This window comes from Nitrosomonas sp., assembly GCF_024282095.1.
Lineage (GTDB): Bacteria > Pseudomonadota > Gammaproteobacteria > Burkholderiales > Nitrosomonadaceae > Nitrosomonas.
Window position 1 is genome coordinate 56881 of sequence record NZ_JAMWZS010000010.1, and the last position, 21492, is coordinate 78372.

At 45.5% G+C, this 21492-nt stretch carries 22 protein-coding genes and 1 other RNA gene; 10 read left to right on the forward strand and 13 right to left on the reverse strand.

Annotated features, from left to right (window positions below; genetic code table 11):
• Positions 1-36: 36 nt before the first annotated feature.
• Both Q0K92_RS04780 and Q0K92_RS04785 read left to right on the forward strand, forming a co-directional pair.
• Positions 37-1824, forward strand: a complete 1788-nt coding sequence (locus tag Q0K92_RS04780; protein WP_297324666.1) for an autotransporter assembly complex family protein — start codon at positions 37-39, stop codon at positions 1822-1824.
• A 96-nt stretch (positions 1825-1920) separates the two neighbouring features.
• Entirely contained in the window at positions 1921-5673 is a 3753-nt protein-coding gene (locus Q0K92_RS04785; protein ID WP_297324667.1) for a translocation/assembly module TamB domain-containing protein, read from the forward strand.
• An 8-nt stretch (positions 5674-5681) separates the two neighbouring features.
• On the opposite strand, the gene coaBC is transcribed toward Q0K92_RS04785, so the two are convergent.
• Positions 5682-6884: a bifunctional phosphopantothenoylcysteine decarboxylase/phosphopantothenate--cysteine ligase CoaBC gene (gene coaBC, locus Q0K92_RS04790; protein ID WP_297324668.1), complete on the reverse strand. Its 1203-nt coding sequence runs from the start codon at positions 6882-6884 to the stop codon at positions 5682-5684.
• Between the two features lie 206 nt (positions 6885-7090).
• Between coaBC and radC the strand changes: the two genes are divergently transcribed.
• From radC to rpmG, 3 genes are all read left to right on the forward strand, one after another.
• Entirely contained in the window at positions 7091-7765 is a 675-nt protein-coding gene (radC, locus tag Q0K92_RS04795) for a DNA repair protein RadC (RefSeq protein WP_297324669.1), read from the forward strand.
• Between the two features lie 71 nt (positions 7766-7836).
• On the forward strand, positions 7837-8076 hold the full coding sequence (rpmB, locus tag Q0K92_RS04800; RefSeq protein ID WP_297324670.1) for a 50S ribosomal protein L28: 240 nt from the start codon (positions 7837-7839) through the stop codon (positions 8074-8076).
• Positions 8077-8118: 42 nt separating this feature from the next.
• Complete coding sequence (rpmG, locus tag Q0K92_RS04805) at positions 8119-8274, forward strand: 50S ribosomal protein L33 (protein WP_297324671.1); 156 nt, start codon at positions 8119-8121, stop codon at positions 8272-8274.
• A 75-nt stretch (positions 8275-8349) separates the two neighbouring features.
• On the opposite strand, the gene Q0K92_RS04810 is transcribed toward rpmG, so the two are convergent.
• From Q0K92_RS04810 to Q0K92_RS04865, 12 genes are all read right to left on the reverse strand, one after another.
• On the reverse strand, positions 8350-9540 hold the full coding sequence (locus tag Q0K92_RS04810) for a fatty acid desaturase (RefSeq protein ID WP_297324672.1): 1191 nt from the start codon (positions 9538-9540) through the stop codon (positions 8350-8352).
• Positions 9541-9820: 280 nt separating this feature from the next.
• Positions 9821-10360: a pseudouridine synthase gene (locus Q0K92_RS04815; RefSeq protein WP_297324673.1), complete on the reverse strand. Its 540-nt coding sequence runs from the start codon at positions 10358-10360 to the stop codon at positions 9821-9823.
• A gap of 47 nt (positions 10361-10407) precedes the next feature.
• Entirely contained in the window at positions 10408-10914 is a 507-nt protein-coding gene (locus tag Q0K92_RS04820; protein ID WP_366084062.1) for a histidine phosphatase family protein, read from the reverse strand.
• Positions 10898-11194, reverse strand: a complete 297-nt coding sequence (locus tag Q0K92_RS04825; protein WP_297324674.1) for a DUF167 family protein — start codon at positions 11192-11194, stop codon at positions 10898-10900. Before Q0K92_RS04825 ends, Q0K92_RS04820 begins: the two co-directional genes overlap by 17 nt.
• A gap of 16 nt (positions 11195-11210) precedes the next feature.
• Complete coding sequence (locus Q0K92_RS04830; protein ID WP_297324675.1) at positions 11211-11786, reverse strand: YggT family protein; 576 nt, start codon at positions 11784-11786, stop codon at positions 11211-11213.
• Positions 11787-11847: 61 nt separating this feature from the next.
• Entirely contained in the window at positions 11848-12660 is an 813-nt protein-coding gene (proC, locus tag Q0K92_RS04835; RefSeq protein ID WP_297324676.1) for a pyrroline-5-carboxylate reductase, read from the reverse strand.
• Between the two features lie 101 nt (positions 12661-12761).
• Positions 12762-13592, reverse strand: coding sequence for a bifunctional DNA-formamidopyrimidine glycosylase/DNA-(apurinic or apyrimidinic site) lyase (gene mutM, locus Q0K92_RS04840; protein WP_297324677.1), 831 nt, complete (start codon positions 13590-13592; stop codon positions 12762-12764).
• Entirely contained in the window at positions 13592-14476 is an 885-nt protein-coding gene (locus tag Q0K92_RS04845; protein WP_297324678.1) for a DUF4340 domain-containing protein, read from the reverse strand. The genes mutM and Q0K92_RS04845 overlap by 1 nt, the downstream gene beginning before the upstream one ends.
• Before the next feature lie 3 nt (positions 14477-14479).
• The gene (locus Q0K92_RS04850; protein ID WP_297324679.1) at positions 14480-15838 is read right to left on the reverse strand and encodes a GldG family protein; all 1359 of its coding nucleotides are present in this window, start codon (positions 15836-15838) and stop codon (positions 14480-14482) included.
• A 16-nt stretch (positions 15839-15854) separates the two neighbouring features.
• Positions 15855-16598, reverse strand: a complete 744-nt coding sequence (locus tag Q0K92_RS04855) for an ABC transporter permease subunit (RefSeq protein ID WP_297324680.1) — start codon at positions 16596-16598, stop codon at positions 15855-15857.
• 22 nt (positions 16599-16620) lie between these two features.
• Positions 16621-17337: an ABC transporter ATP-binding protein gene (locus Q0K92_RS04860; RefSeq protein WP_297324681.1), complete on the reverse strand. Its 717-nt coding sequence runs from the start codon at positions 17335-17337 to the stop codon at positions 16621-16623.
• The gene (locus Q0K92_RS04865; protein ID WP_297324682.1) at positions 17334-17480 is read right to left on the reverse strand and encodes a hypothetical protein; all 147 of its coding nucleotides are present in this window, start codon (positions 17478-17480) and stop codon (positions 17334-17336) included. Before Q0K92_RS04865 ends, Q0K92_RS04860 begins: the two co-directional genes overlap by 4 nt.
• Positions 17481-17719: 239 nt before the next feature.
• On the opposite strand from Q0K92_RS04865, the gene Q0K92_RS04870 reads away from it, so the two are divergent.
• From Q0K92_RS04870 to ssrA, 5 genes are all read left to right on the forward strand, one after another.
• A complete protein-coding gene (locus Q0K92_RS04870) occupies positions 17720-18391 on the forward strand; it encodes an OmpA family protein (RefSeq protein ID WP_297324683.1) in 672 nt (223 codons plus the stop codon).
• 68 nt (positions 18392-18459) lie between these two features.
• Positions 18460-19794, forward strand: coding sequence for a TRZ/ATZ family hydrolase (locus Q0K92_RS04875; RefSeq protein WP_297324684.1), 1335 nt, complete (start codon positions 18460-18462; stop codon positions 19792-19794).
• Positions 19795-19810: 16 nt separating this feature from the next.
• Positions 19811-20518, forward strand: coding sequence for a bifunctional 2-polyprenyl-6-hydroxyphenol methylase/3-demethylubiquinol 3-O-methyltransferase UbiG (ubiG, locus tag Q0K92_RS04880; RefSeq protein ID WP_297324685.1), 708 nt, complete (start codon positions 19811-19813; stop codon positions 20516-20518).
• Positions 20519-20549: 31 nt separating this feature from the next.
• Positions 20550-21197 (forward strand): HAD-IA family hydrolase, encoded by a 648-nt coding sequence (locus Q0K92_RS04885; protein WP_297324686.1) that lies wholly within the window; start codon positions 20550-20552, stop codon positions 21195-21197.
• Between the two features lie 93 nt (positions 21198-21290).
• Positions 21291-21492: a transfer-messenger RNA gene (ssrA, locus tag Q0K92_RS04890) on the forward strand; the annotation flags it as partial.

Consider the following 21492-nt stretch of genomic DNA (forward strand, 5'->3'; position numbering starts at 1 on the left):
CGTAAAACTCAAGGTCATGGGTTATATTGCACGGTTATGCCAAGCATCTCATCAAAAATTGATTATTTTGTCATCCGCTGCTGTTCGATCATCCTGCTGTTCATCGCCATCCTACCGGGCATCGCGCTAGCGCAAGCATCTTCCAGTGCTACAAACAATTCAACCATTGTTGTATTGTCCGCGCCTGACGATATTCAAGAGTTTTTGATCAAGTATTTTAAATTACCAACGGAGCCGTTTGCGGATAGTACCGCCGAAAAGACTTTTTTGTATCGCGCGCAAAAAGAAATTCGCAATTTATTGGCAACCGAGGGTTATTTCTCGCCATCCATTTCAGTGTCACATCAAATTCAAGGGGAAGTTACAAAACCTGAAATCAAAGTGGATCCCGGCGTGCTGACGCGTGTTGGCGAAGTTTCCATCACATTCCGTGGTGACATTACGCAAGAAAATGAGCAATATCAAAAACGCATAACGCAAATCCGCGCCGCATGGCCTTTGCAAGCAAACTCACCGTTCCGCTCTGCTGAATGGGAGCAGGCGAAAATATCGCTATTATCCAATGTCACACAAGAAGAATTCGCCGCAGCCAGTATCGTTACCAGTCAGGCAAAGATCGATCCGGATCATGCACGCGCCGATCTCTCCATCACCATTGATTCCGGGCCCGTTTTCTATTTTGGTGAAATACAAATCATCGGACTGGAACGTTATGATCAGACGCTGATCACCAACCTCGCACCATTTAAAGCAGGCGACGCTTATCGACGTGACTCGCTGCATCTTTATCAGATCGCGCTGCAAAAGGCGCCGCAATTTAACACGGTTTCAGTGAATATTTCTCCGGATAGCGCACAGCACAAATCCCTACCTGTTCAAGTCGTTGTGACGGAAGCCCAGTCGCAGCGCTTTGCGTTTGGCGTAGGTTACAGCTCAAACAATGGCGCACGCGGTGAAATCAATTATCGCAATCATAATTTGCTGGATCGCGCTTGGAATCTGACCAGCATGCTGCGCTTAGAGCAAAAGCGTCAAACCTTTTTTACCGGCGTTGATACCCTGCCCAACCAGAATAATATCAATTATTCATTGGGTGCCAGTCTGCAAACGACGGATATTGAAAATTTGAAAACAATCGAACAAAAAATCGGTGTTAGCCGCAATTATCAAACGCCGGAAATTCAAATGCAGTTTGGATTGAATTGGCAAAGAGAACACAAAAAGCCCGACGGTGCAATCAACCAAATCAATGAAGCATTAACGCTGGATTGGCGCTGGCGACGGCAAATTGTCGATAATCCGCTGCATATCCGGCGTGGTGATGCAACAGAAATTCGTATCGGAGGCGGCAGTCAGCTATTCTTTTCAGACCAGGATTTTATTCGCTCTTATGCGCGGCATCAAAGCTGGTGGCCGGTGGGCTCTCGAGATGTCATCTTTTTGCGCGCTGAAGTGGGCTATACACTGGCTTCATCACGGTTTGGAATTCCCCAGGAATATCTTTTCCGTGCGGGCGGCATTCAATCGATTCGCGGTTATGACTTCAAAAGCATAGGTGTACAGGAAGGCAACGCTACTGTGGGTGGCCGTGCGATGGCTACGGCCACCGTCGAATATACACATTGGCTCACTCAACAATGGGGTGCTGCAGCTTTTGCAGACATCGGCAGTGCGGCCGACAGTTGGCAAAACATGCGCCCTTTTCTGGGCTATGGCGGCGGCGTTCGCTGGCGCAGCCCCGCGGGACCGATTGCGCTTGATTTAGCCCGGTCCCATGAAACCGGTACACTGCGCTTTCATTTCTCCATGGCGGTTGCCTTCTGAATCTTGATCATGACAAACCCGCCCCATAGCAATCACAGTCCCCAAAATAACCATAAACCATACAACCGGTTGGCAGGCTTACTGTTTGTACTGATTTTGCTCACTTCAAGTGCGGGATATTGGTTATTAAGCACTTCTTCCGGATTGCAATGGACTTTCTCTACCATCAGCCGCTTGAGTTCTGATGCGATTCAATTTGAGGGAATCCATGGAACGCTACAAAACATGCACATTGCAAACATTCGTATGGTCAGTGATGAATATCAGGTCTTGCTACACGACGTCCATGTTTCATGGCATCCAGGCCAATTGTTCAGAAAACAGGTCGAGATTGATCAAATAACGATTGCAGCAATGGATGTTCAACAACTGCCTACCACCAGCGCAACCCTATCGCCCGCTTTACCCGAACATTTAATCATCCCATTCTCTGTGTCGATGCACACGCTTAAAGTCAGCGTAATGCGATTAATCTCAGCAGAAAATAAACATTCCACATTGACGATTTCCGACCTTGCGCTATCGCTCGCCAGCAATGGCCATGATCATCGGCTCAGCAACCTGGATTTTCATACACGCTGGGGTATTGTCAGTGCTGTGGCGGAACTCAATGGACAGGCTCCGTTTGATCTATCCGCGCGAATTGATCTAGTGAATGCTGAGCCATGGGGCGATACCGAGGCTATGATTACCGGCAATCTGGCGCAAATGGCTGTACAAATCAATGCCAAGCAACCCAACATCAAACGGGATTTAACACTACACCTGCAACCTTTTACAACCAATCCGGTAACACAGTTTCATGCCGACTTGGAAAAACTCAATCCGGCAAGTTTTCTTTCCGATGCACCGACTGCCGATCTTGCAGTATTCGCACATTTGACGCAGAGTGAATCAGGACAACTGGCAGGTGAAGTTCAGGTTGAGAATCATGCAGCAACCCCACTGAATAACGGTGGCCTGCCGTTTTCCAAAATCAGTACGCATGCACTGATTACTGCAGAATTTTTAGAACTACAGGGTATCCGTGCTCGAATTGCCGCAAATGATGCCATCAGCGGCAATCTGATCTGGCATTGGCAAGAAGCGTCCGCGTCAGCCGATTTGTTGGTGAACCAATTAAATCCGCAGCATATTGATAGTCGCATACGGGCAGCGCAAGTTTCCGGTCAGATCAATTTGCAAGGCAATGCCCAGAAGCAATCCGCCCGCGTCAATCTTAAGGATAATTCAGCCGGTCTGAATGCCACCATGACGCGGATAGACAACCACATTACGCTCGAACAATTCAATCTTCAGCACAACAAATCGCGATTAAGCGGATACGGAAAACTTGATCTCAACGACGAGCAATCGTTCGAGCTATCAAGCAATCTGGTTGATTTTAATATTGCTAATTTTGTGCAAGCGCCTAATTCCAATCTGAATGCGACCATCAAGCTAGCCGGAAAATTGTCTCCGCACATTTCCGGCGTGTTGGAATACGTGATCCAAAAAAGCCATCTGGCAAAATCCCCGATAACAGGAAGCGGTCAGGTTGCATTCAGCGGATGGGAGCAATTTAAAGGTAAAGCGGAATTAACTGTCGGATCCAATCATTTTCTGGCACAAGGCCACATGCGCGAATCCGGCAATACATTGCAATTAGAAATTAATGCGCCATCGCTACGACAGCTTGGATTAGGCATGGCAGGCGATTTACAAGCCCACCTCAAACTCAATGGCAACCTTAATTCCCCTGATTTTCAAGTAAAAATACATAGCAAGCAGCTACACATGCCGGGAGAACAGCATCTTTCCAGATTATCCGTCCATGGTCATTTACACAATGACACAATCTCATTTAGCGTGAGCATTGCAAGCTATGCCGCCCATCAAAAAGCAACACTGCAGCACCTAACTATCGATACCCATGGAAAAATCTCCGACCATACGGTATTGGCTAAGGCGCAGATCAATGACAATATGCAAATTCGGCTCAAAGCAGCGGGAGCAATGGAAGGCAAAACCTTTCTGCAATCCCTGCGCTGGAATGGGCGCTTGGCAGAATTATCCTCGGCAGGAAAAGTACCCATTCGTTTAAAGGCACCCGCGGCACTCTTGATCAGTCCCGGATCAGTTTCGCTCGGTCACGCAACATTCTCAATTTCCGATGGGTTCTTGAGTGTCGAGCAATTGCAATGGACTCCCAGGGAATGGAAAACCAGCGGCCATTTTTCCGGCGTTGCCGTATATCCCGGCACACAACACACCGCACACCAATCCGCTTTACATGTGGGTGGTCAGTGGAATTTTACGTCCAACGCTCGGCTTACAGGTAATTTGCAAATCCACCGGGAACATGGCGATTGGTACTTACCCGGCGACATACCCCAACCGTTAGGGTTAGAAGCCATACAACTGCAGATAACCGCACACGATGACATCATAACCGGCAAGTTTGAATTACTTAGCCAACAGTTGGGCAGCGCCAAAGCGCATTTGACCGTACCGATTAAACAATCAAACAACAGCTGGTCGATTGCTGGCGAAGCACCTTTGCATGGCGAAGTGACTGCGCATATCAGCAATTTAAAGTGGGTTGATGCAATACTGGATAACAATATGAACGTGAACGGCCAGCTTCAAATTCACGCACATATCAAAGGAACACTGAATCAGCCGGATTTTACCGGCACGGCTGCCGGCAAAGCATTGAGCGTGCTGTTATTGGAGCATGGTGTCGATTTACAACAAGGCAATCTGGTTGCCAGTTTCCATCATTCTAACCTGAACATTGACCGGCTTGACTTTATCACGCCGCATAAACCGCCGCCGGACAATCATCTGTTCAAAGATTTTAAATTGGATGGCACATCCGGCGCGCTGAAAATCACCGGCAACATCGGGCTTGTCGGCAATGAAAGCCATCTGAATTTCAAAATGAATCAATTACCGCTAGCGCACAAAACCGATTACTGGATTATTACATCCGGTTCCGGTCAAGCCAGATTTCACCACAATAATCTGAGCGTGAAAGGCGATATTTCGGCGGACGCCGGAGTATTGCTACAACCACCCGACGATCAGCCTGAATTGTCCGAGGACATTGTCTTTGTGAACAGTCAGTCCGGCACTACCCGGCAAAATCTATCGCTGCTTCTGAATATGAATCTCAATTTGGGAGAAAAATTCTTTATTCGTGCATCCGGCTTAGAAGGCCGTCTGGCCGGCCAATTGAAAATTCAGAATGACCCCAAAAATATACTGACAGCCAACGGCTCGATTTCGGCGCAAGATACCACTTTCAAAGCATACGGTCAGAATCTCACGGTTAAACGCGGCATCGTCAGTTTTCAAGGCCCTTTGGATGATCCCGGGTTAAGTGTATTAGCGGTACGGGAAGGCTTGCTGGTTGAAGCCGGCGTTGAAATTTTAGGTTCGGTACGCCACCCTCAGATTAAATTGGTATCGACCCCGAACGTTCCCGATACCGAAAAACTGTCATGGATTGTTTTAGGCAGAAAACCTGACGCAAGCGGGTTAGACACCTCCGCGTTATTGACGGCAGCCGGATCCATATTGGGGGGACAGTCCGGTGCCGGCATCACCGATCAAATTACTCGAGCGTTGGGTGTTGATGAAATCACGGTGAAACAGGCGGGTATTGGTAGTTCATTAACCGGACAGATCGGTGTGGTCGGGAAACGTATTTCATCGCGCGCTTATTTAAGCTATGAACGCAGTCTGGCGACAACGACGATGGGAATCACCAAGCTGACTTACAATCTGACGCCCAGAGTCACCGTTGTTACACAGGCCGGTGAAGATAATGCAGCGGATTTGTTTTATACCATCCAGTTTGATTAGCTCCTATTTTATTGCCGGTAAAGTGAACAAATATGCTTTATCAAATGCCGTGCCTGTTCTATTTTTGGTGCCTTGGGAAGAATATGCTTACCGCCATCATCCAGCAAAATCAATTCACAGTCATCGGAACCGATAGCGGCCTGAGCCAAATTAGCAACCAGCAAAGGCACATTCTTCTTGCGCCGTTTCATTTCTGCATTCCTTTCAAGATCTTCTGTTTCCGCCGCAAAACCAACACAGAAAGGCGGTTTTGGCAGGCTGGATATCGTCTTCAGGATATCTGGATTAGGAATCAACACTATCGACAGTTTGCTTTCAGATTTCTTTAATTTTTGCTGACTGACTTTTTCCACCCGATAGTCAGCAACAGCAGCAACACTGATAAAAATATCGATCTGCGCTATTTCCGCCTGCACAGCATGCAACATATCATGCGCACTCACTACCCGAATGAGTTTCTCTACTGCTGGCGGCGTCAAACACGTGGAACCGGAAACAAGCGTAACCTTTGCACTCGCCTCCACCGCAGCCTGGGCAACAGCGTATCCCATTTTCCCGGAACTGTTGTTGGTTATACCGCGTACAGCATCAATCGCCTCAAACGTAGGTCCGGCTGTCACCAGAACATGTTTACCCTGCAGCAAGTTACCGGTTTGAAAAGCCGCGCTCACCGCTTGCACCAGCTCACCCGCTTCCAGCATACGCCCCATCCCTGTTTCGCCACAAGCCTGCTCACCGCTGGCGGGACCGATTATCTTTACACCATCATGCTGCAACACCGACAAATTACGTTGTGTCGCCGGATTCTCCCACATTTGCCGGTTCATGGCAGGCGCCACCATGAGCGGGCAGTCACGTGCCAAACATAATGTCGCTAGCAAATCATTCGCCATACCGCCCGCGAGCCTGGCAATAAAATCAGCACTCGCCGGTGCTACCAGAATCATATCGGCATCGCGGGATAGGCTAATATGCGCCATGTTATGAATCGCATTGGTCTCCCACAGATCAGTATAAACAGGGTTACCAGTCAGCGACTGAAAAGTTGCTGGCCCGACAAATTGACAAGCCGCTTGAGTCATTATCGTGTGCACCTCAATCCCATTCTGAGTTAGCAAGCGCGCCAATTCCGCAGCTTTGTAGGCAGCCACACCACCAGTTATACCCAATAGTAAGCGTTTCTTAGCTGCGGGAAATGTACATGTCGTCATAACAAAAGATTTTTCTGAATAAATTTAGCCAATCAATGAATTGAGCTTAACACGAGTGAGTATAGATACCTGTTTGCTCATTTTACTCAATATGACCGCATCGCATGTCGCTATCAGTAAAATATTCCGTCTTACTCAGCAATAGATCGTAATATGTCTGCAATAAACCTTTTCATTTTACTTGATCAAACTATCTATACTATTTTATGGCAATTACAAACTGGCCAGTATCTGAGCGGCCACGCGAAAAACTCCTGCAGAAAGGCGTTACCGCACTTTCGGATACCGAGCTGTTGGCCATATTTCTACGCACGGGCATAACGGGTAAAAGTGCTGTGGATCTCGCCAGAGAATTACTCTTACATTTTGGCAGCTTAACCAGTGTCTTTGCAGCCAGTCAAACCAGTTTCTGTCAAATACCAGGAATGGGTATCGCAAAGTACACGCAACTGCAAGCCGTATTAGAAATGGCCCGGCGCGCATTGAGTGAAGAACTCAAAAATGAAAATGCAATGAACTCGCCCGAACTGGTTCGAAATTTTCTACGCTTAACGCTAGCAAACAAACAACATGAAGTATTTATCGGTATTTTTCTTGATGCTAAAAATCATACAATTGCAACTGAAGAATTATTCAGCGGCACACTGACGCAAACCAGTGTATATCCGCGGGAAGTCATCAAGCGTGTTTTGCATCACAATGCCGCCGCGATAATCTTTGCACACAATCATCCTTCCGGCGTAGCAAAGCCTAGTGACGCTGATAAAATACTTACTCAATCTCTAAAGCAAGCATTAGCAATGATCGACGTTAAAGTACTCGATCATTTTATTGTTGGCAATGGTACCGCCATGTCCTTTGCCGAACATGATTTAATTTGAATCGTTACATTTGAATAAGTGCTACAAATCAGGGTATAATGCCGGTTTTAAGAATTCTGGAGTGCACGAGTATGGCACGAGTATGTCAAGTAACTGGCAAAAAACCGATGGCAGGTAATAATGTTTCTCACGCAAATAATAAAACCAAAAGACGTTTCCTACCCAACTTACAGCATCGTAAGTTTTGGGTTGAAAGTGAAAATCGTTGGATTAATTTACGCTTATCGAATGCTGCCTTACGCACGATAGATAAGAATGGTATTGATGCAGTATTAGCTAAAATGCGCTTGCAAGGCAAAAGCATCTCTTAATATACTGAAAAAGCTAAGTTACTACGTTAGGGAGTCATCGCAATGCGTGAAAAGATAAAGCTCGAATCATCAGCAGGAACAGGTCATTTTTATACAACGACCAAAAACAAACGTGCAAAGCCAGAAAAAATGGAATTAATGAAATTTGATCCTGTTGTACGCAAGCACGTAATGTATAAAGAAACAAAATTGAAATAAGAAATAAAAGAAACAGAATAAATAAAAAACCCGCTGAGAAAGCGGGTTTTTTATTTCTAGCTTTATACCATTATCTTATGCATAACAGCGCAATCTTTGCGAGAAAGCTCTTAGCACTTCAATACCGCTTTCTTCCGCACGCCGACACCAATCTTCCAACTGCTTGACCAGCTCTTCGGTTGATGCGGTAGAGCGTTGCCAAATTTCAGCCAATTCTTCACGCATGGTATAAACTTTATCAAGTGTTTTAGCATTACTCAGTACTTGACTTAATTTTTCACGTTCATGCTCTTGCAAAGTTTTTGAATCTGCCAAAATCCAACGTTTCAAGGTGGATTTATCTACACCATATTGCGCTGTTGCTTCTTTCAAATGAACCATTTCTTTTGCAAAAGTAACCTGCAGTGATTTAGTATACTTCGCAAGTACTTCATAACGATGTGAAATTACAGCCTGTAATGTATCTAAATCACATTGAGTCTTTTCTCTATCTATTCGTAACTTGGGTGCAATTTTCTTAACTTTTGCAAGACCCAGCATCTCCAAAATACGAATATACATCCAGCCGATATCAAATTCATACCATTTATTGGATAACCGTGCTGATGTTGCATAAGCATGGTGATTATTATGCAACTCTTCACCACCGATTAAGATACCCCAAGGCAGAATATTTCTACTTGCATCTTCTGCTTGAAAATTACGATACCCCCAAAAATGCCCGACACCATTGATAATACCTGCTGCAAAAATAGGCGCCCACATCATTTGAACAGCCCATATCGTAATACCGATCGGCCCGAACAAAATGACATTAACAATTAACATCAAAGCAACACCTTTTGCACTATGCTTACTATAAATATTACGTTCCACCCAGTCATCGGGAGTGCCGTATCCATATCTTTCCAAAGTTTCCGGATTTTTTGCTTCCAGTCGATACAGCTCGGAGCCTTCGTATAAAACTTTCTTGATACCGACGACTACCGGGCTATGCGGATCATCTTTGGTTTCGCATTTTGCATGATGCTTGCGATGAACTGCCGTCCATTGCTTTGTAACCATCCCAGTAGTCAGCCATAGCCACAAGCGAAAAAAGTGGCTAGGTATCGCATGCAACTCCAGTGCTCTGTGCGCTGAATGTCGGTGAAGATAAATTGTGATCGCTGCAATTGTAATATGCGTAAATACTAAAGTAACGACAACGTACCCCCACCATGGCATATCGATTACGCCGGAGATTAAATTTAGAAAATCAGAAATCATATAGTTACTATCCTTTTAGAAACCCACTATCACATAGACTTACTTAAATAAATAGACCAACCGCTCGTTTTTAAATTCAACTAATTCAATATCATTTTTAAAACTATTATTTGCTTACCCTACTTTACACTATGTACTCAATTTCTACCATTCACTTTTACATCATATAATAACACTGTATAAAATGGAAAATATAATCTGCATCCGTTGTCACTAAAAACCATCTGCACGCTTATACACTGAATCTTAAAGCATTATAGAAATATCGCTTGATTATCGTTCAATGTACTATACGCCATTCCCCAGGCGCGATTCCTTGTACAGTATACTGACCGATTGCATACCGAATTAATCGCAAAGTAGGAAATAACACCGCCGCTGTCATCCGTCTTACCTGACGATTCTTACCTTCATTGAGAACCAAGGACATCCAGGTAGTTGCAATATTCTTACGAAAACGGATGGGAGGGATTCGCGGCCAGAGATAATTGGGTTCATCCATCAGGTATACTTGCGCAGGTTGTGTTTTAAAATCATTAAGCACTACACCCTGGCGTAGCTTAGCTAATGCAAGCTCATCGGGTTCGCCCTCAACCTGAACCCAATAAGTTTTAGGTAGCTTAAACTTTGGATGACTGATTTTATTTTGTAATTTTCCATCATCCGTTAATAAAACCAAACCTTCACTATCCACATCCAATCTGCCTGCCGGATAAAAACCCGGAAATGGAATGAAATCTTTCAATGATTGATGACCGCTTTCGGGTGTAAATTGGCAAATCACACCATAGGGTTTATTGAACAGAATTAGCCGAGACATATCAATCAAGAATGTTGAAAAACAAATTCAACCCAAATTCAGTCCATTCATAACATCTCAGGATAGATAACAGCATGAAGTACGGACTCAATAATACTGTCTTTCTTCTGACACCGAATCCACCACACAGAACCTTTCTTAACGCTTAATCCTGGAGGAATAACTGGAATCAAATAGCTAGCGACTTCACCCAACGTCGGCTGATGACCGACGATTACTACAGCATCCTGTAAATTGGGCCAGTTTACAGCAGCAAGAATATTTCTTACGCCAGCACCGGGCCCTATTTCAGCATTAGTGACAAAATCGGATTTCAGTGCCGCTGCAGTTTGTTGGGTACGCTGTGCGGGACTAACGATCACCAGTGTATTTTCCGGCAGCCTTGATTTAAGCCATCCAGACATACGCTTAGCTTGATCCAGTCCCTTTTCAGTCAATCTACGCGCCGTATCCGGAAAACCGTCCTCGGCTTCTGCATGGCGCCACAAAATCAAATCCATCGTATTTCTGACCAAGAAAGAAGCTTCATGAATATCATCAATCCTGCAACTCATTAAATAACACATCCGGACCATGACCAGGACCTTGAATTACTATCACTTTACGCCGTGATTGCTCACCTTGCTTTAGTATCACCTGACCAATAGGTACATCAAAATGCTTGGCAAGAAATTTCACAAGCGCCGCATTCGCTTTGCCTTCCAGCGGCGCCGCCGCGAGTTTTATTTTAAGTGCATCACCATGCAACCCTGCAGTGACAGTATTTTTTGCACCCGGCTGAACATGTAAATTCAGAATAAGATTATTTTCACTATCATACCGGTACCAGCTCATATCAGTTCTTCAACGCCTAATGAAGCATTGCGGTAATTTGCACATGGACTCCGGCCACTATCATGAGCAATAATTGAATGATGATCAACACAAACAACGGCGACAGATCAACATTGGCTATTGGCGGAATATATCTACGAAAAACGCTTAAAAATGGGCGGGTGAAATTATCCAGCAAGGGCGCTAATGGGCTATGTGGATTAACCCATGACAGAACGGCCTGCATGATGATCGCTATCAGTACAATATAGAGCGTCGTTTTAACAATCTCAACAATACCCAACAATCCCATAATCCCGGATGCAGTGCCAATATTGGCGCCAAAATTATAGCCCTGTACCATATAAACACTGGTGATGATGCCACATTCCAGCAACCAGGCTAATATGAGCGTAGACAGATCAAGCCCCCCCCAACCAGGAATAATACGCCGTGCTGGACGCACAATAAAATCAGTGGCTGCAATCAGAAACTGGGATATTGAATTGTAGTAAGGAACTCGTAGTAACTGAAAATAAAAGCGCAGCAATAATGCCAGGGAGAATAAGCCCAGGATGGTATCAAGAAGAAAAATTAGGATCTGATTAGACATAAGAATTTTCCAGAAAACTATAATCGATAATTAATAAATTGCTCACTGGCTTCATCAAGATTTATATTTTACTGAACTCATCACTCATTTCATGTGAACGCTGACTGGCACGATGAATAGCAGCTATGATCTTACACTTAATATCATTTTTTTCCATCGCCTGAATTGCTTGCTCGGTTGTACCGCCTTTTGAAGTTACCCGGGCTCGCAATAGCGCGGGGTCTTCATCACCCACACTGGCCAGCTTACATGCACCGGCAAATGTCTGCAAACTGAGTTGCTTAGCTTGGTCGGGAGTTAGACCTAATTCTATTCCTGCTTGCTGCATAGATTCAATAAAATAAAAAACATAAGCAGGTCCACTGCCGGAAATAGCAGTTACCGCATGCAGTATTTCTTCTTCCTCCACCCAGAGTGTAGCGCCTACCGCCATAAGAATCGACTCGGCATTTTTTTTATCCTGTTCGCTGACATTGGAGCCGGCATACAGCCCAGCCACTCCGGAGCGCACCAGCGACGGCGTATTTGGCATGGCACGCACGACTCGCTGATAACCACCTAGCCAGCGCATAATATCCAACGTCCGAATACCTGCTGCAATCGATATGATCAACTGATCCTGCAGCAATGGTGCAAGCCTTTGGGTTAGTTCAAATAGTTGCTGCGGTTTCACAGACAACAAAATAACATCGCTATCAATCACCCCGCTGGCAAGATCGGATACAGCTGATACGCCAAACATCTGTTGTATCTTGTCACGACTTTCCGCATTAATCTCAACTACGTGCAGCTGCTCGGCTGTATAACCTTGCTGCAGCAACCCACCGATTAAAGCCGAGGCCATATTACCGCCACCAATGAATGTAATATTCATATTGATCTTACCATTATGTTATTTAACGTATCGGAAAAATTCATGATTTTACAATTGCCGTAATCCGCTTAGAAAAAATTTCAACGCCAAGCCTGGATCAGTCAGTGCTGACAATTCGGACAATAAAAACTTGAACGTTGATGCTGTTTGATCTGTTTAATGGTATGACCGCATTGCTTACAACGTTGACCTGCGCGTCCATAAACCCCATAACACTGCTGAAAATATCCCGGATTTCCGTCACTATTCACGAAATCACGCAAACTACTACCTCCCGCTTCGATTGCCTGTTGCAAGGTTTGCTTAACCGCCTGTACCAGCCTTTCATAACGAGTGATCGCAATTCTGCCCGCAGCAATCCTGGGATTAATGCCCGCGAGAAATAGCGCTTCATTGGCATAAATATTACCAATACCAACAACCACATGACTATTCATCAACGTTTGTTTAATACTGACATGACTTTCTCTGGTTTTTGCAAATAATTGCCGTGCATTAAAATCTGTGGTTAATGGCTCAGGCCCTAGATTCACCAAAAGCGGGTGTTGCAAAATATCTCCTGCATGCCATAACACTGCACCAAAACGGCGCGGATCTCGTAACCTCAGAATGGCTTGATCGCCTAAAACCAGATCAAAATGATCATGCTTCTCTGGCGCTGCAATCAAATACCCCGGTTTCACCGACAGTATACGTAGACTCCCCGACATTCCCAAATGAAAAATCAGTGTTCCAGAACCGCAATCAAGCAATAAATACTTAGCCCGCCTGGTCACGGCCTGAATCGTCAAGCCCGCCAATATCGCTGACAAATCAGGCAATATCGGCCATCGCAGACTTGGATTACGGATAATCGCATGTGCAATTTCTTGACCTACCAGATGAGGCGCGATACCCCGTCGCGTTGTTTCGACTTCCGGCAATTCCGGCATCAGCTTTTAGCAGGCCGTTGAAAAACCATCTGACTTAGTTTAACCGCATACGGATCAAGTAACTGCCGCCCCACGTCCACAGAAAAATGATAACCAATGCCATCATTAGCCCTTAAAAACACGACCTCGGTTTCGCTTTGCAGAACTCTCAGAACGATTTTTTGTTCATTTTGCAAACTGATTTTTATATCACCCACGTCAACCAGATCATCACTGAGCTGCTGTTCGAATGTCAATTCTCTGGCATAAGCGGTTTGCCACAAGTGAACCCAGTGTTCTATCGTCTCTGCATCCAATGTTTTACCAGAATCCTGGATAATATTGTTCCAATTTCCATTTTTAAATTCTACCGTCAAATGATTCAATTCCAAGCGCACTGGCATTTCATTCGATGCCAGCAATTGTGGACTGATCAGATCACCGGCACCAAGCGGCAACGCCAGTACATAGCGCGGCGCAATTAAGTAAACATGGCCATTTGTCATTACATATTGCTGATGGGTAACAGGCGAAAATCCGCCAAAGCCAACATATTCATCATCAAAATATAATTGCACACCAGGTCGATCCAGACCAAAGCGCTCCAGGTCTGCCGCCGGGAAACGTTGCTCACTAGTGGCCGCCAGGATTTCCAGAATCTCTTTGACTTTGTTTTCATCCGCCTGGGCCTGTACCGGCTTTATCAGATGCCAGCGATGATCCAGTCGCTTGAGTACCATCTCTTTTTGCTGTCGCATGATGCGTACAGTCTGCACGTCTTCCATCGCTGCAGACGAAATTGGATATTGCTGAACATTCTGAATTTGTGGCTTAAAATACAAAAACACCAGCAAACCGACAATTGTGGCGAACATGATCAGATTAAGGCGTGCGGGATGGGTCATTTTTTATATTTTTCTTCTGCGACGCCACCAAATGGCAAATCCACTGACTAAAAAAAGTGCAGGCAACACAACAAGAAAACCGACGACGATCAAAGTAAGCCCAGATTCGCTAAATATCAGGCTATTATCAAGTGTTGCACGCGGTTGAATCACAATCAGCTCTTCGTCACCTGTCAGCCAATTGATCAAATTAATACCAAAATCCAAATTACTACCGTTCCCCAGGTAAGCATTCGCAAGAAAATGTCCACTGCCAACAACGACTATTCGTTGCTCACGATCTTGAATATTGCGGGTCAGTGCTGCTGCAATGCTAATCGGGCCAGCCACATCCATGGCCTGATCATAAGTAATTTCTCCATCCAGATCCCCAGTCTCCACCCACCCCTGCTGCGCTGCTTCAACCAGCGCAACACTGCTCCACTCTGCATTTTCGTCAATCAATATCTGCCGTGCAAATGGAAATACCGTTATATAGTCGAAATCATCGGTTATCACATGCTGTCCGTAACTGGTGCCCAAAGCAAAGGTATGCGGTGCTTTCAGTTGTTCCGCCTGAGGATCAACAACAACACCCGGCGTCAATGTTAAACGCAATTTCTCTGCCACAGGCAATAAGCCGCGTAATGACTCCTGATCAACCAACCATAACAAATTACCGCCACGATCAATATAATCCAATAACTTATCAACTTCTCCGGGCAGCAAGTCTACTTGTGGAGAAGCAATGATGAGCACATTCGCACTCACAGGCACTTCCTGTTCAATCGCAAGATTCAGCGATTGGCTGACAAAACCATTCTTGCGCAGTTGCTTGCCGAACTCCCCCAAATCATAATTCGCATTGCCATCCAGCTTGCGTTCCCCATGTCCACCCAATGCAACTATCCGTTTATCTTCAGCGCGCACAAGCCGCATCAGGATGTTGGAAAATGCCTGTTCATTAATTACCGTGAGATGCTCTTGTCTTTCATTAAATGACACCACCATTTCACCATTCATATGCACACCGGCTTCCTGCGTCAGTTTAGGTTGCTCGGTCGGATCAATGAACGTCAGCGACAGATCCGGTTTAACATGCTGATACAACGTAATAAAATCAGCAATAATCTTGCGTATGTCACCAAATTGTGCATGTTGTTCAGTGGCATATGCGGTTACTTGCACGGGTCCTTGCAGCTTCTGCAGTATCTCTACGCTGGCTTCACTCAAACTGTTACGCGCATTCTGACTGACATCCCACTGCCATCGTGCCTGCGTTGCCAGATAACCAAGCGAAGTAACTAGTAACAATAACAAAATGACGAACGCAGCATGCTGCATCCGATAATACAGTCGTAATTTTTTATTGAGCGCGGTCATTGATGTAATTTTTCACTTACCCATGTAAGCGCTCGCCATCCAGGCGGTGAATCGTCAGTATCAGAAATGTCGTCATAAACAAAATGAAATAGGCGATACTCAATGTATCAATCAATCCTTGATTAAAACGCTCAAAATGCTTCAGCAACGAAATAAAGTGCAGCCATTGATTTGTTTCACCAGCCGCCAGATCAATGACCCACAACCCTAATAGCACGCCTAATGCGCCAATCGCAGCAATTACCGGTTGTGCCGTCAAGCTGGAGATATACAGACCTAATGCGGAAAAACACGCAGCAACCAACAATAACCCTAGGGTATTGCTCAGTAACAAACCAAAATCAATGGCACCACCCAGCAACAATGACATGCATAATGCAACAATCAGGGCAATGATCATCGCAAAGAAAATCATTAAACCGAGGAACTTACCCATAATGATATCCGCCATGGAAATAGGTGCTGACATCAGTAACGTTAGCGTATGATTGCGACGTTCTTCAGCCAGCAAGCGCATGGATAATAATGGTGTGACCATCAGAAATACAATGGCCGCCATTGCAAATACAGGTGAGATAATGGTCTCCGTTACTCCTGGCGGATTTTCGATCTGTAACAACTGCGCTTGTATCTCTAAAAATGCATCCAATCGCCCCAGAAAAGCCCAAGTCAGTATTAATTGTATCAAAGCCAATAATATCCAGGCTAAAGGAGAAGTAAACAGCATATTTAATTCTTTACGGATAATCGTAACAATCATCTCAAAGATTCCTGTTCATTGATCACTGTGTCAGTTGTGTAAATACCATCTCCAGACTGGTACCCTGCCGTTGCAATTCGGCCATCGTTTGGTCAAACACCACGCTGCCTTTATGCATAATTTGCACTCTGTCACAAATGCTCTCAACCTCGGACAGTATGTGTGTTGATAAAATCACACTACTGGAAACACCGAGCTCCCGAATCAGTTTGCGAATCTCACGCATCTGGTTTGGATCAAGACCCACTGTCGGTTCATCCAGAATAATAACATCCGGATCATGAATGATGGCTTGTGCAATGCCGACACGCTGTTGGAAGCCTTTTGATAAGGTGCCAATCAAATACCTGCCGCGATCCTCCAGGCCGCAACGCTGTTTCACATCGCCTAATGCTGTGTGAATTTTCGGCTTGCTTATGCGGTGCAATCGTGCAGCAAACAGTAAAAATTCGTCGACAGTCATGTCTTGATAAAGCGGTGGAATTTCTGGCAAAAAACCCAGACGGGCTTTAGCTTCTTGCGGCTTATCCAATAAGTCGACACCACAAATCTCAATACTGCCGGCACTCGGCGCAAGATTACCCGTAAGCATCCGCATGGTTGTGGTTTTACCCGCTCCATTCGGCCCCAATAATCCTAATACCTCGCCTCGCTGCAATTGAAGATTAATGTCACGTACTGCGGTATGGGAACCATAATTACGACACAGGTTTTGTGTTGATATCGTTGTCGTCGTCATTTGATCTGCAACATGAGAATATGTTTAAAAGACTGGCGTTCATCAACTTTTGTTTGATTTAAACCACAATCATAGCGCGCCATTTGCTCATTGCCACACGGCTGTTCAGCTACAAAAGCCGCAAATACCGACAATCCAAACATGTTAAATGATTTATTTTAATCGATTTGGATTTATGATTTATACCACAAATTTGTTGCAATTAAGCAACACACTGATTTATTAAACCAAGCAAACAAACTGATAATCGAACACTAACAGTCTTGAAGTAGTAGAATACGCTAAGAAGAGTATTTAAAGCATAAATTGCAGCGTGACTTTTTACACATGTGACCTGCAACAGAAATTTTAGAACCGCAGTTTTCATTAAAAGGACAACAGCATGAAGAAACTATCAACCAAAAATACCCTGATTGGAATGATCCTTATACCAGCAATGTTTTCTGGTGCTGTCTTAGCACAAGTGGGCAATATTGATCAGGATCGTACTATAAAAAAACCTGAAGCTTATGGTGTTGATGATCGTGGTGTAGTCGTAAGAAATACTACCGGCTTATGCTGGCATACTGGCTACTGGACACCGGCGATGGCTATTCCAGAATGTGAACCGGATCTGGTTAAAAAGGAAGTAGCTGCAGCACCTACGCCACCAGCGCCCGCACCAGCACCAGCAGCGCCCAAAAAAATGACATTCTCTGCGGATGCGTTATTTGATTTTGACAGCGCAAAATTAAAATCCGGTGGACATGGCATTCAATCACTGAATGATTTTGTCAATGGAATACAAAGTGTTAAATATGATCGCATCGATGTAGTAGGCTATGCAGATCGAATTGGCTCTGATGCATATAATCATAAGCTATCTCACAAACGCGCTGAAGCAGTCAAAGCACATTTGGTTTCGAGAGGTATTGATCCAAACCGTATCAATGCCAGTGGCAAAGGTGAAGCCGATCCGGTAACAGGCAATTCTTGCCACGGACATGGCAAGGAATTGAAAGCATGCCTCGCACCTGATCGCCGCGTTGAAATCGAAGTGATTGGTATTAAATAAACAATTATTTATATTTTCAAAAAAGCCCTGCTACAATGCAGGGCTTTTTTTATTTCTGCACATAATACATGGATGATTGGATAGAAATAGACACCTTGATAGAAGCAAGATGGATCATTCCTGTTGATCCGGGTGAGATCGTATTGAATCAACATGCTATCGCAATCGATAAAGGCATTATCAAAGACATTTTACCGATATCCAAAGCCAACCTTCGTTACAACCCGCAACAAACAATTACACTCAACGATCATGCGCTAATCCCCGGGCTGATAAACCTGCATACGCACGCAGCCATGACGCTCATGCGTGGATTTGCAGACGACGTGCCTTTGATGGAATGGCTTAATAATCACGTCTGGCCGGTTGAGCATCAACACGTCAATGCGCAATTTGTACTGGATGGCACTCAGCTTGCCTGCGCCGAGATGATTAGAGGTGGCATAACTTGTTTTAATGACATGTATTTCTTTCCGGAATCTTGCGTTGAAGCCGCAATCAGCTCGGGAATGCGCGCTACCATTGGTATGATTGTCATTGATTTTCCGACCGCCTATGCCAGTGACGCCGATGATTATCTGGCCAAGGGATTGGATTTGCGCGATCAATACCACCAGCATCCGTTGCTATCCTTCTGTTTTGCACCACACGCACCTTATACCGTCAGCGATAAAGCATTTAATCATATTCTGACCTATGCAGAACAACTGAGCACACCGATCCACACGCATCTACACGAAACCCAAGACGAAATCCGCATGAGCCTGGAATCCACCGGTATGCGACCAATTGAACGCTTGCATCAACTCGGATTGCTCGGTCCAAATGTAATCGCCGTACACATGGTACACCTGACCGACCATGAAATTAAGCTCATGCATCAATATGGCTGTAGCATTGCACACTGCCCTTCATCCAACATGAAACTTGCCAGCGGCTTCGCGCCGATTCCGTCATTATTGAATCAAGGCGTTAATGTTGGCCTCGGCACAGATGGCGCAGCCAGTAACAATCGTCTGGATATGTTTGAAGAAATGCGCCAAGCGGCACTGCTGGCAAAAGCAATCAGTGGCAAGGCCGATTCCCTGCCCGCCCATCAAGCGCTGCGAATGGCCACCCTGAATGGCGCCAATGCACTAGGATTAGGAGAAAAGATCGGCTCATTAACCATCGGCAAGGCTGCTGACATCACAGCAGTTAATTTCTCTGATCTTAATCTCACACCTTGCTATGATCCGGTCTCACATTTGGTTTACACGGCAAGCCGGGAATACGTGAGCCATGTGTGGGTAAATGGTAGAATGCTGCTACAGGATAAAGAATTGACTACGCTAAGCCAACTTGAACTACAGCATCGTTCAGCATTGTGGCACGAACGTATCGCGACAACATCGAAACATTAAGCACAAAGGAATGCATATGGAAAATGACGGCATTAACGCTGATCCGCTGGAACTTGAAAAATTCAGCCAACTCGCGCACCGCTGGTGGGATCCAAACAGCGAATTCAAGCCACTGCATGAGATTAACCCATTGCGCCTTAACTATATTAATGAGCTGGCAAACGGATTAGCAGGAAAGACCGTCCTGGATGTCGGCTGTGGCGGCGGCATTTTATCCGAAGGCATGGCATCCATGGGTGCCCATGTCACCGGCATTGACCTCAGCGATAGAGCACTTAAAGTTGCCAAACTGCACTTATTGGAAAGTGGCCAGCAGGTGGATTATCGAAAAATCACCATAGAATCTTTGGCCAAAGAACAGCCGCAGCACTATGATGTGGTCACTTGTATGGAAATGCTGGAGCATGTACCCGATCCGATGAGCGTTATCCGCTCATGCGCTCAGTTAGCCAAACCCAATGGATGGGTTTTCTTCTCGACCATCAACCGCAATCCGAAAGCCTACTTATTTGCCATTATTGGCGCGGAATACATATTAAATCTATTACCGCGCGGCACGCACGAATACGCTAAATTCATCAAACCCTCCGAACTTGCGCGCATGGCACGCAATGCAGGCCTTACTGATGAAAAACTGATCGGTATGACATACAATCCGCTCACCAAAATCTATGCACTGGAAAATGATACTGATGTTAACTACATCATGGCGTATCGCAGCTAAATCTAAATTAACCACCGTAAAAATTTGATCAATGATCAAAGCAATACTTTTCGACTTTGATGGAACGCTGGCCGATACCGCACCCGATCTCGGCCACGCTCTGAACCGGCAACGCATCGCGCGCGGTCTGCCTGAACTACCCATTGCCCAGATTCGTCCGCAGGCATCGGCCGGTTCTCGTGGATTACTTGGCCTCGGCTTCAACATCAAACCGGGAGATGACGACTACGAATCCATGCGCGATGAATTTCTTGATTTCTACACGCAGCGTCTATGCCATGACACCTGCTTGTTTCCGGGCGTTGACGAACTGCTGGACCAACTGGAAATGATGAAGCTGCCCTGGGGCATCGTAACCAACAAACCCGCGCGCTTCGCGCACCCATTGATTGAAATGCTCGACTTAGCACAACGGGTCGCCTGTATCATTTGCGGAGACGAAACCACCAACACCAAGCCACACCCGGAACCTCTTTTGACCGCCAGTAATAAAATAGCCATTGCTCCTGCCAACTGTATTTATCTGGGAGACGACATACGCGATGTTCAGGCCAGTCTGGCTGCCGGTATGCAACCCATCGTCGCCCGTTATGGTTATCTGGGTAATGGCCAACCACCTGAAACCTGGGGAGCCAAATACTTGATTGACCATCCCGAAGAATTGCTGGCTTATCTGTAAGGAATCACCCGTTAATTCTGTTAAAATACACAGCGTATAGGACTTGAACTTTTAGGCACCAACACTATCCTATGCACAGCCATTACGAATACCGGGGACGATCTGGTTTCGACGTGGGTTGCAAAGCAGCGCAGGGCATACCGAGGATCAGATTACCTCGCAAATCCATCTGAAAACAATAGTCGCAAACGACGAAAACTACGCTTTAGCCGCTTAAGTCGGCTAGCCTCTGCACCGGTGGGCCTCAACGCCGGGTCTGGCAACAGACAGCAGAGTCACTAACGAGGATCGCGTT